Origin of the sequence: uncultured Abyssibacter sp. (assembly GCF_964000955.1) — a bacterium.
In the GTDB taxonomy this organism is placed as follows: domain Bacteria; phylum Pseudomonadota; class Gammaproteobacteria; order Nevskiales; family OUC007; genus Abyssibacter.
The window spans coordinates 1-8,475 of sequence record NZ_CAXFCL010000168.1 but is presented as its reverse complement, the minus strand read 5'-3'; the positions used below and the strand labels follow the sequence as shown (position 1 = coordinate 8,475).

At 65.5% G+C, this 8,475-nt stretch carries 10 protein-coding genes; 5 read left to right on the top strand and 5 right to left on the bottom strand.

Annotated features, from left to right (window positions below):
- From ABNS06_RS08065 to ABNS06_RS08050, 4 genes are all read right to left on the bottom strand, one after another.
- On the bottom strand, positions 1-920 hold a 920-nt coding region (locus tag ABNS06_RS08065), incomplete at its 3' end, for an alkaline phosphatase PhoX (protein WP_348673764.1).
- Between the two features lie 78 nt (positions 921-998).
- Positions 999-1,805 carry an alpha/beta hydrolase gene (locus ABNS06_RS08060; protein WP_348673763.1) on the bottom strand — a complete coding sequence of 269 codons (807 nt, stop codon included), beginning with the start codon at positions 1,803-1,805 and terminating at the stop codon, positions 999-1,001.
- 13 nt (positions 1,806-1,818) lie between these two features.
- The gene (sppA, locus tag ABNS06_RS08055; RefSeq protein ID WP_348673761.1) at positions 1,819-3,717 is read right to left on the bottom strand and encodes a signal peptide peptidase SppA; all 1,899 of its coding nucleotides are present in this window, start codon (positions 3,715-3,717) and stop codon (positions 1,819-1,821) included.
- 71 nt (positions 3,718-3,788) lie between these two features.
- Positions 3,789-4,886, bottom strand: coding sequence for a sorbosone dehydrogenase family protein (locus ABNS06_RS08050; RefSeq protein WP_348673760.1), 1,098 nt, complete (start codon positions 4,884-4,886; stop codon positions 3,789-3,791).
- A gap of 143 nt (positions 4,887-5,029) precedes the next feature.
- Between ABNS06_RS08050 and ABNS06_RS08045 the strand changes: the two genes are divergently transcribed.
- The 3 genes from ABNS06_RS08045 to ABNS06_RS08035 are packed head-to-tail and all read left to right on the top strand — an operon-like array spanning position 5,030 to position 7,325.
- Entirely contained in the window at positions 5,030-5,632 is a 603-nt protein-coding gene (locus tag ABNS06_RS08045) for a peroxiredoxin (protein WP_348673758.1), read from the top strand.
- 42 nt (positions 5,633-5,674) lie between these two features.
- Complete coding sequence (gene trxB, locus ABNS06_RS08040) at positions 5,675-6,667, top strand: thioredoxin-disulfide reductase (protein WP_348673757.1); 993 nt, start codon at positions 5,675-5,677, stop codon at positions 6,665-6,667.
- A 19-nt stretch (positions 6,668-6,686) separates the two neighbouring features.
- Positions 6,687-7,325, top strand: coding sequence for a class II aldolase/adducin family protein (locus ABNS06_RS08035; RefSeq protein ID WP_348673756.1), 639 nt, complete (start codon positions 6,687-6,689; stop codon positions 7,323-7,325).
- A gap of 4 nt (positions 7,326-7,329) precedes the next feature.
- On the opposite strand, the gene ABNS06_RS08030 is transcribed toward ABNS06_RS08035, so the two are convergent.
- On the bottom strand, positions 7,330-7,656 hold the full coding sequence (locus ABNS06_RS08030) for a hypothetical protein (protein ID WP_348673754.1): 327 nt from the start codon (positions 7,654-7,656) through the stop codon (positions 7,330-7,332).
- A gap of 154 nt (positions 7,657-7,810) precedes the next feature.
- On the opposite strand from ABNS06_RS08030, the gene ABNS06_RS08025 reads away from it, so the two are divergent.
- Together ABNS06_RS08025 and ABNS06_RS08020 are read left to right on the top strand one after the other, a co-directional pair.
- Positions 7,811-7,993, top strand: coding sequence for a hypothetical protein (locus tag ABNS06_RS08025; protein ID WP_348673753.1), 183 nt, complete (start codon positions 7,811-7,813; stop codon positions 7,991-7,993).
- A gap of 117 nt (positions 7,994-8,110) precedes the next feature.
- Positions 8,111-8,475, top strand: a 365-nt coding sequence (locus ABNS06_RS08020; protein WP_348673752.1) for a hypothetical protein, incomplete at its 3' end; no start/stop codon positions are given.

Here is an 8,475-nt window from a genome sequence, read left to right as displayed (position 1 = left end):
TAGACACCGCCGCTGACGGTATTCCATTCACGATACGAATCCCCGCTGCTGTTGGCGCCCATGCCGTAGCGGGCGAACAGCGTGTTCTCCTTCGCCTCGCGCTCGTCCTCGTCGTCACCCCGCGTGAAGTAGGTGAACCAGTTCTCTTCGCAGGTCAGGTAGGTACCCCAGGGCGTGTAGCCGTTGGCGCAGTTGTTGACCGTACCCCGCGCCACCGTTCCGGATTCGGCGTAGGCCGTGGTCAGCGCGGCATTACCCCGCAGCGGACCCTGGATGTCCATTTCGGTGAACAGCGTGATCCGGCGGTTGAAGCTCGACGCGCGGTTGACGTGAAAGCCGTCGCCGCTGTCGACGATCTCAATCACCGAGACGCCGTGAGCGTTCATCTCCTTGTCGACTTCCGACTGCGGGCGTGAACCGCCGTTGTCGGCGGCGGCGGTGGGCCCGTTGGCATGCAGCTCGGTGTCTTCGAGGTTCTCGTGATTCATCACGAGCAATGCACGATTGTTGCGACCCGGATCGGGCAGCCCGTCATCGGACAGGCCGAAATAGAACATGCCGTCGTGCTCGTCGCCGGCACGCTGGTCGAAATCGCCGTCGGTGCCGTCGTTGGCGTATTCGCTGACGGTTTCGTTGATCGGATCACCCACCGCGTACAGCACGCGGGCCGAGTAGCCGGCGGGGATGGAGACGTTGTTGTCGGTGTTCTTCGCCACCGCGCCGAAGGTCAGCCGGATCGCACCGCGCAGGCCGCCGCTGGAACTGCCGCCGCAGGCGACCAGACCAAAGCCCGGCAGGGTGGTGGCGCCAATCAGGCCGGCGCCGCGGAGCACGCTGCGGCGGCTCAGTCGCTGCTCCAGGATCACGGCAAACGGCAGGTTCTGCGATGGATTGTTGTTGTCGACGGGGTCTCGGCTCACGCTGGCTCATCCTGGAAGTGGAAACAACCCGGGATGGTAGAAAGCCAGTGTGACGGGCGATGGACGCCCGGATGACAGCTATGTGACAGCCGCGACCGGCGCCGATGCGTCCGCCCGCAGAAACCCGATGACTGCCGTGTTGAAGGCCTCGGCACGATCCATCGGCGTGCCGTGCCGACTGCCGGCGAACAGTTCCAGCCGGGCGCCCGGTATGCCGGCGACCATGCGCTCCGTCTCCGCCAGCGGAAAGTAGTCGTGTTCCGCCGCGACGATCAGGGTGCGGGCACGAATCTCGGGCAGACGCGACCAGATCGCCCAGCGTCCCAGCGCCGCGAGACTGCGCAGGTAAACCCGTCGCGAACCCTCGGCGAAATGCTCACGCATGATCTCGCGCAGCGATTCCTGACCCGCATGGGGAAATAGGCGAAACGCGATCAGCGCCGCCAGGGGCCGGACGCCCAGCACCCCGACCAGCGCGAAGCGCGCCACCGCCTCGACCATCTTCTGCCCGGTGACGGGCCGGAATCCCGACGAACTGTTGCAGATCACCAGCGCGGTGATGCGATCCGGCGCCAGCAGCGCCATGCTTTGCGCCACGGCGCCGCCCATGCTGTGGCCCAGCACCGCGCAACGATCGATGCCCAGCGTATCGAGCAGCTTCAGCAACCGCCGGGCCTGGGCGAAGATCGCATAGTCACCGGTCGAATCGCTCTGGCCGTGACCGACCAGATCCGGCATGACGCAGCGGAACTGGTCGGACAACGCCGGCAACTGGCAGAACCAGTCGGCCTGACTGGCACCCAGCCCGTGGATCAGCAGCAGCGGCGGCCCGCTGCCCTGCTCGGTGTAGTGACAGCGGGCCCCGTCGATCGGGACATGCGGCATTGACGCGCTCGGACTAGAGCGCGTTTCCGGAACGCGCCTGCTGGCGCGCGAACGGCGCATCCGCCGCCATCACGCAAAGACAGTGCGATGACAGGCCCTGGGCCTCGCCGGAAGCGATTTGCTCCAGCCACTGGATATCGCCGCTCGACCGGGTGACGTCACCCGGAGCGCCGGTGAAATATCCGAGCACCGCGCGAGCGAGGTCGAAGCGGGTCAGCGACTGCGTGAACGGCGCCAGGAACGCGAAGCTCAAGTCACGCGGCGGACTGATGTAGCGCACCGGCGGATTCTCGGTGCTCAGGCCGGCTGCCTGCGCGGCGGCCGTGACCGCGGATTCGAACCCGCCGATCTCGTCCACCAGCCCCAGCTGCGCGGCATCCAGCCCGCTCCAGACCCGGCCCTGCGCGATCTCGTGCACGCGCTCGGGTTCCATGTCACGTCCTTCGGCGACATAACCGACGAACTGCTGATAATCCTTGGAGATGATCAGCTCGATCAGCCGGTGCACGGTGTCGCTGAGCGGCCGGTCGGCGCGGATGGCGCCAGCCAGCGGCGTGGTCCCGACACCATCGGTGGTCACGCCGATCTTCTCCAGCGTGTCCTCGAAGGTCGGGAAGATGCCGAATACGCCAATGGACCCGGTGATCGTCGTGTCATGCGCGAAGATCCGGTCGGCCGGCGCCGAAATCCAGTAGCCACCGGACGCGGCCAGTGTCGACATGGACACCACCACCGGCTTGCCCGCTTCCTTCACCTGCAGCACCGCCCGGCGAATCTGCTCGGACGGATAGATGCCACCACCGGGGGAATCCACCCGCAGCACCACCGCGGCCACGCTGTCGTCGTCCATCGCCTCCAGCAACAGGTCGGATACGGTGTCACCACCCGCCGTGCCCTCCGAGCTCTCGCCCGGCACGATCGACCCCTGCACGGTCACGACGCCGATCTGCCGGGAACCGCTGGGCCCCTTGCGCACGGCCTTCAGATAGCGACGGAAATCGATCTGGCGGAAACTCTCGTGCTCGTCGGCCATGCCCACGGTGCTGCCGATGCGCTCCCGCACGACCTGCAAGGGCATCAGCTCGTCGACGAGCTTGGATGTCAGCGCCACCTGGGCGGGATCGCCGTCGGCGTCCTCCAGGCGATCGACGAACTGCTCCACATAGTCGTCGATGGCCTCGGTGGCGATACCGCGGCCGGTGGCGACGTCACCGACATACTTGCCCCACAACGTGTCCAGCCAGGTGCGGTTGGCCTCGCGCGCCGCATCGGACATGTCGGTGCGCTGGAACGGCTCCACCGCGGACTTGTACTCGCCGGCCTGGAACACGTGCATGTTGATGCCCAGCTTGTCCAGCAGACCCGGGTAGTAGTTGCTGTAGACCGCGTAGCCCTCAAGGAAGACCATCCCCATCGGGTCCATCAGCACTTCGTCGGCCTGCGATGCCAGGTAGTAGGCGCGCTGCGTGTAGGCCGGTGCGTAGGCGACGACGCGCTTGCCGCTTTCCTTGAAGCGGTTGATGGCCACACGCAGTTCCTCGAGCTGCGCCGGGCCGGCATAGGCCAGCGCATCCAGCCACAGCACGACCATGCGTATGCGGCTGTCGTCACGCGCGTATTCGAGCGCGTCGGTCAGATCGCGCAGCTGGGTCTGCGTCGGACCGTCACCGGCGAGTTCGCTGAAGAACTCCTCGGTGGGATCACGGTCGTTCTGCTCGACCACCACGCCGGCCGGGTGCCAGACCAGCGCGACATTGTCCTCGACGGTGACGGGCGCCCCGCCCTTCATGCCCATGTAGATCAGCCCGACGACCAGCACCGCGACCAGGATCACGATGAGCTTGTAGACGACGGAGAAAACGGTCCAGATGGCGCCGAAGAACCGGCGCAGCAGATTCGGGGATTTGGCCATGAATAGCGGTCTCTAATGCGATGCGAACATCGTAAGCGATTCGGCGCGAACCGGCATTGCCGACGTTGCCGTCAGGACACCGGGCCGTCGTAGGTGATTCGGTAGATGACGTCCGCGTGGTCATCCGAGACCAGCAGGCTGCCGTCGTTCAGCTGAAGCAGGTCCACGGGGCGACCCCGCACCTTCTGCCCCTCCAACCAACCAGATGCAAATGGACGGTAATCGGTCGCACGGTTGCCGTCCAGACGAACCAGCGTCACGCGATAGCCGATCTTCTGGCTGCGATTCCAGGAGCCATGCTCGGCAATCAACACCTGGTTGCGATACTCGGCCGGAAACATGCCTCCGGTGTAGAACAGCACACCCAGCGGCGCCACATGCGGGCCGAGCGGCTGGACCGGCGGCACGTACCGCTCGCAGGCACCCTCATCACCGAACTCGGGATCGACCACCTCTCCACCATGGCAGTACGGATACCCGAAGTGCTGACCCGCCGCGGACGCCCGGTTCAGTTCGCCCGGCGGCAGATCGTCGCCCAGCCAGTCACGGCCGTTGTCGGTGAACCAGAGCTCACCTGTCTTCGGATGCCAGGTGAAGCCAACCGAGTTGCGAATCCCGCGGGCATACACCTCGAACCCGCTGCCATCCGGCCGCAGACGGGCGATGCTGGCGAACGGGTCGCCCTCGTCGCAGACGTTGCAGGGCGCACCGATCGCCACGTAAAGCCAGCCATCCGGTCCGATGTCGATGAAACGCCAGCCGTGGTGGGTTTCGTCGGGCAGCGCGTCGTAGATCACCTCGGGCTCGGGCGGATCCTCCAGCCGGTCGTCGATATCCGGCAGCCGCAGGATGCGCTCGTTCTCGGCGATGAACAGGTCGCCGTCATGCCAGACCACGCCGTTGGGCATGTCCAGGCCCCTGGCCACGACATGACGCCGATCCGCCCGGCCGTCACCGTTGGTGTCACGCAGCGCGTAGACCACGTCGTCCTTGCGGGTGCCGACGTAGATCACGCCGGTGGCGCCGAGCGTCATGGACCGCGCGTTCGGCACATCGTCGGCGAAGAGCTGGATGGAGAACCCCGGCGGCAGCGTGATGTCGGCCATCCCGGCCCAGGTCGCCGCCGGCAACATGAACGTCAGCGCTGCCAGCGCAATTCGAATCTGCATAAGAATCAATCCGTTGGTTTTCATGTCTTGAGCATCTGGCGCCGCGCCCCCAGGTTCCGTCCTGACGACGGGCACGGGTACACTCTCGAGTCCGGTTCCGCGAGGCCCGCGGAACACATTCCTTCCGCGTCCCAGAGGTTGTCATGAGCGTACTCGTCGGCCGCAAGGCTCCCGATTTCACCGCCGCGGCCGTGATGCCCGATGGCAGCATCAAGGACGACTTCAGGCTGTCCGACTACGCCGGCCAGTACCGCGTCCTGTTCTTCTGGCCGCTGGACTTCACCTTCGTCTGTCCGTCGGAAATCATTGCCCACGACCACCGGGTCAAGACCTTCGCCGAACGCGAGGTCCAGGTGATCGGCGTGTCCATCGATTCGCAGTTCACCCATTACGCCTGGCGCAACACTCCTACAGACAAGGGCGGCATCGGAGAGGTTCAGTTTCCGATGGTCGCCGACGTGAACCATGAGATCGTCGGCGCCTACGGAATCGAACATCCGACCGACGCGGTAGCGATGCGCGCCTCGTTCCTGATCGACCGTGAGGGCATCGTCCAGCATCAGGTGGTGAACAATCTGCCGCTGGGCCGCAACGTCGACGAGATGATGCGTCTGATCGATGCCCTGCAGTTCTTCGAGGAACATGGCGAGGTCTGTCCCGCGGGCTGGCGCAAGGGTCAGCCGGGCATGCAGGCGAGCGCCGCCGGTGTCGCCGACTATCTGAAATCACACGCGGACTCGTTGTGAAACAACGACCGATCGCACCCCCTTCCGACCAGCGAGACTCCCATGAGTGACGTGCAACACCATCGACTGATCATCCTCGGCTCCGGTCCCGCCGGTTACACGGCCGCCGTTTATGCCGCCCGCGCCAACCTGAACCCGGTGGTGATCACCGGCATGCAGGCCGGCGGCCAGCTCACGACGACGACCGATGTCGACAACTGGCCCGGCGATGTCGAGGGCCTGCAGGGCCCGGCGCTGATGGAGCGCATGCAAAAGCACGCCGAGCGATTCGACACGCAGATCGTGTTCGACCACATCAACACGGTGAAACTGGACGCCCGCCCGTTCGAACTGATCGGCGACAGCGCGACCTACACCTGCGATGCGCTGATCATCGCCACCGGCGCCTCGGCCCGCTACCTGGGTCTGAATTCCGAGGAAGCCTTCATGGGCAAGGGCGTGTCCGCCTGCGCGACCTGCGACGGTTTCTTCTACCGCGGCCAGAAGGTCGCCGTAATCGGCGGCGGCAACACCGCGCTGGAAGAGGCGCTGTACCTCTCCAACATCGCCGAGCACGTGACGATGGTCCACCGTCGTGGCGAGTTCCGCGGCGAGAAGATTCTCCAGGACAAGGTCCGCGAGAAGGCCGAGACCGGCAACATCACCGTCGAGTGGCACCACGAACTGGACGAGGTCGTCGGTGACGACATGGGCGTCAACGGCATCCGCATCCGCGACAACCGCTCAGACGACATCAAGCAGGTCGATGTCACCGGCTGCTTCATCGCCATCGGTCACACGCCCAACACCGACATCTTCAAGGGCCAGCTCGACATGGAGGGCGGCTACATCAAGGTGCGCAGCGGCCTGGACGGCAATGCCACGGCGACGTCGATTCCCGGCGTGTTCGCGGCCGGCGACGTGATGGATCACGTGTACCGGCAGGCGGTCACTTCCGCGGGCACTGGCTGCATGGCCGCTCTGGACGCCGAGCGCTATCTCGATCATCTCGCCGCCACCGAGGCGACCAAGGAAACCGAAGACGCCCCCGCCTGATCCCGGAAGCGTTCCTGACATGACCGCTTCGCCGGAGCAGGAAGGCGTCATCAAGTACGTCCTGGCGTACGCGCCGGGACCCGCGCCGACCGAGTCGGACGGGTTCCGGTCGCTGCGCGCCTGGCGTGACGTGCTGCACCGGCTCGCCCTCGTCGGCCAGCGGCCGGATCGTTACGACGGCTACGGCTATGGCAACGTCAGTTGCCGGAGTGAGGACGGATTCGTCATCAGCGGCACCCAGACCGGCGGCCCCGGGCGCCTGGGTGTCGGTGGTTACGCAGCGGTGACCGAATGCGACGTGGCGGCGAACCGGATCGTCGCCACCGGCCCCGTCAAGCCGTCATCCGAAGCGCTGACCCATGGCGCGGTCTACGCGCTCGACGCCGGCATCGGCTGCGTGCTGCATGTGCACTCGCCGGAGATCTGGTCCCGGGGCGCCCATCTGCCCGGGACCGCCGCCGACGTGCCCTACGGCACCCCGGCCATGGCCGAAGCCGTGGCGGCGCTTTATCGCGACACGGCGCTGGCGGATATCGGCCTGTTCACCATGCGCGGCCACGAGGACGGCGTAGTGGCCTTCGGCACGACGATTGAGCAGGCCGGCCAGCGCCTGGTGGCCGCACTGGCCGACTGCCTGGCAACCGACCCCACGTCGTAGGCCGCTAGCGCGGCATCTCGCGCCGATCCGAGAAGTTGATCAACCCGCGAACCACGCGGTAGATGTACCAGATCGCCAGCACACCGTAGATCAGGAATCCGACGCCCACGATCATCAGCACGGTGGAGATGATGCTCCACAGCAAGCCCCACCAGAACGTGCGCAGCAACCAGCTGTGATGGCTGCGAATGAACTCGCTGCTGCTGTCGTTGATCTTGATGTGATTGATGATCACGCCGGCGATCGCGGTCAGGCCATTGAAAGGTGCCAGCGCGTAAAGCACATAGGCGACCAGAAGCGTGTTGCGATCCGTATCCGTACCGTGGTCCATTCAAATCCATCCATTCACATCCGGCGTTCAGTGTAAGCGCGCGTGACGTCCCGGACCATTGCAGGCGTGGTTCCAGTCAGTGTCTGGCCAGCATTTGCAATTCCCACGGCGACACCCGTAGGTTAAAAAGCGAATCAAATCAAGGATGATTGATATGAAGTACTGGACCACGCTGATCCTGGCCGTGATGCTCGCCGCAACTCTGTCCGCATGCAGCGAAGAACCTGAACCGCAGGCCGACAACGACACGGTCGATTCCTTCGAGCTCGAAGTCGATGGCGACAAGGTGAAGGTCAAGGCCGAAGATGACGCCGACGATGACGACAGCGACGGCTGAGTGTCGCTGACGCAACCTTTGAGGCCTCTCACGGTCTGAAATCGTAATCCGGCAGGACGCGTGGCGGGGGCCGGGACTCCGCGTTCTGTCGGTCTCGACCCCACATTTCCAAGAGTCATGCCCCGGACCCGCCCCCGAAAACCCCTGCTCACACTGCTGATGCTGACGCTGCTGGCGACGGCCGCCCACGCGAGCCTGCCACCGGACGCCAGCGGACCGGCGGTGGAACCCGCCTCCGAAACCGCCGAACGCGGTGCGACGCTGGCCACCCTGTCGGTCAAGATCGGGGACGAGATCATTCCCTACCCCGTGTTCGCGATCTACCTGATGCCGGGAGAACGCCGCTCCATCGAGCCCGTGCTGGAAACCCGCGACAGCCGGTTTCAGGTCACGGTGACGGACGGCGATCTGGACGCGGTTGGCGAGGCGCTGCTCGGCGATGGCGAACAGGCCTGGCTGTGGACGGCGCCGGAGACGCCCGG